3 protein-coding genes are annotated in these 2692 nt (G+C 36.0%); all 3 read right to left on the bottom strand.

Annotation, left to right across the window (positions count from 1 at the left end):
* Positions 1-820: SIR2 family protein (locus IQR33_RS19610; protein WP_228014003.1), on the bottom strand; the 820-nt coding region annotated here is incomplete at its 3' end.
* A 501-nt stretch (positions 821-1321) separates the two neighbouring features.
* Positions 1322-1792, bottom strand: a complete 471-nt coding sequence (locus IQR33_RS19615; RefSeq protein WP_193263253.1) for a hypothetical protein — start codon at positions 1790-1792, stop codon at positions 1322-1324.
* A gap of 7 nt (positions 1793-1799) precedes the next feature.
* The coding region (locus IQR33_RS19620; protein ID WP_228014004.1) for a hypothetical protein at positions 1800-2692 on the bottom strand (893 nt) is incomplete at its 5' end.

Here is a 2692-nt window from a genome sequence, read left to right on the forward strand (position 1 = left end):
GCGCACGTGTAATAGCATCATTCAACTCTTTAATAAGTTCAGAGTTAGATACCTGAATTTTAGCTTCATCCGATTCGTAGAAACACCAAAGAATTTCGTAATCGAGTGCAGGGTTTGTGACAACTTTTGCTAAAGAGCGTTTAAAGCTGTCTTCCCATCCCCCATATGCCAATATAACTACGAGATCATCCTTCACTAAGTTTTGTAACGAAATTTCAAGGCGTTCACGGATTACCTGTAATTGGTTAACGGTATGCATGGTGTCTTGATCCCATTTTCCGTGTAGGTGAAACACATTAATCAAGTCATTCACATCGGTTTGGAAGTGGGTATCATTAACAAGGCTATATGAATTGCAATCTATACCTTGATTTTTGAGTTCAACCTCTAGCAAAGTATCAAAATTTGTAGTTACGATGTTAGTTATTTTAATTCCTTTATTTTTTACAACCTTAACAAAATCAGTCACAGCTTTAGGTATTTTGTGTAACCCATCTTTATCTAAATTACTATTTATGACTTCAGCAATTATTTCATTTACCGCATTTTGACCATATGTACTGGATACGACATCAAATGCAGCTTGATATCTCTCTTGTGGTGCGCAACCGCTTATCTTTTCTCTTAGGTAATCTAAATCATCTGGGTCGTCTCGCCCTATGTACTCTTCAACGAATCTAATAATACCTTCAACGTTAGGTATCCCAGCTCCAGTATTATCTTCTTGGGTAAAGGCAGAACCAACTACAAACGTAACCCCACCTTTATGTTTTCTCAGGCGTCTTGTTAAAGCTTCATTTGGAAATGTTTTTAAATACATAGTTGTTTTACAGCTCACTTTCAGGGTCATCTATGTACAGCACAGACTTTTAATCAGAATTCTAATATATGAAAGTGTGCACTGTTCTATTATGTAAACTAGATTACATTAATAAGAACATCTATGCACAGCAAAAGATGGATATTGAGATTTGAGAACGATTTTCTTTGGATAGGACTATTATGTTGCTCCTTAAAAAGGCTAACTTAAGCCACTAGGTTCTTTGTTGAATTCCGGCTTCTTAATTAAGAGCTTTGTACGGACTTAGTAATTGAGAATAGAATATATTCAGAAGCCATCAGATTCTGCTGTACATCCACAGCTAGAACAGAAAATTAGACAGATTTTGAAAGTCTATTGGTCCTAACAAAGAATATACAATGTATATTTCTACACTTGCCTATTACCGTGAATATACAATGTATATTTCTGATGACTTTGGCCCTAATCTCCCTACCAAGTGAAAATATACATTGTATATCACCCTCCAGAGCTTTGATGTCACTTAAGCGAATTGATTAACTTAATTAAACTATCTGCGTCAGAGGTGTACAGCGATACCAGCTCCTTTTTACTTAGGTTAGTTAGTATCTTGGCTATCAAATCCTGGTTAGTATTGGTTACTAGGTTCTGAACCTTAAACTCTGAATACCCCATAACCATCGCAACATACAAGTGCCTGTTTTCCTTAAACCACTTCCAATAGGCAGACTTAGAGAAGCCTTCATCTACAAGTCGATCTGGAGCACTAGGCAATCCTAGTTCGGCGTTAACCTCTTTTATGGTTTCCAATTCCACCAGCTTGTTGACAAATAGCTTTAGTTCATCGTAATCATCACAGTAGTTGAATGCATTATCCAACATGAATGCCTGTTTCGGCTTTGATTTCTGCCACAGTTTTATTGTGCTTTCACTCTGTTTAAACACTTGGGCTAAGAGAGATAAATCGTTTTTATAGTCATAAGTAAACATAATTGTTTTATAGATTTAATAGTGATTCGAGTAAGGGTTTTGGCGTTACATTTCTTGTAGAACGTTTAGTTACTTTTGTCGTATGCATATTACTATCGACTCGATCAGGAGAAATTGTAACATTCGTATTTACTGGCATTGTACATAAATCCGTTGATAGAGATAGACGCTGTTCGAGTGAAAACTTTGATATTGTTTCACGAAGAGAAAATCTCTTTATATCTTCAATTTGAGCTTTAAACCACTCGAGGGTGATAAGAGCCTCAGATAGGTTTGACTCATATTCTCCCAACCGAGTTAAGTAGTTTTCTACGCTTGGGTTAAATGAAGATAGAAAATCTTGTTTGTCTAAGTTAATCACATTTGAGGCTGGTGTTTCGATATTACTTAGTCGCTGGTATAGAGCTGCATTCAGATTTCTCAATTCAGTTTTTAGACAAAGATATTCCTCTGAACTTTTATACTTAAAAACATCGTCAAATTTCAAGTTAGATAGGTCTTTAGATACCTTAGCGATTTTTGAAACAGTTTCACTATCAATACTATTAATGGCATTTGAATACACTCCTTTAAGTGCCCAGTTCATCGCAATAGATTGCTCTAGTACTGAAACAACTGAGTTTAGCTGTTCGATTGTAAAGTGTGTAATTTCCTTCTTAATAGATGGCTTAGCATTCAGTTCTGTTAGTTGGTTAGTAGAGAGAGAACTTTTGTAGAACTCTTCAATCGATTTGAACGAGTCTGAGCTTAATAAAGACCAGCACTTTAATGTTCGATGAATCTGAGGCTGATTATCGGTCAAGAATAGTGTGGGATTGTTTAGCTTGACAGTTGATTCACCAAATCGAGCCAGGTATTTCTTCAATCTATCACAGTGATTCCTTAATCTACTCTCACAGC

Origin of the sequence: Vibrio sp. OPT46 (assembly GCF_015163535.1) — a bacterium.
GTDB lineage: Bacteria > Pseudomonadota > Gammaproteobacteria > Enterobacterales > Vibrionaceae > Vibrio > Vibrio alginolyticus.

Coding starts and splice junctions, on each gene's coding strand:
- IQR33_RS19615 (WP_193263253.1), bottom strand. CDS start 1,792: ATGTTTACTTATGACTATAAAAACGATTTATCTCTCTTAGCCCAAGTG.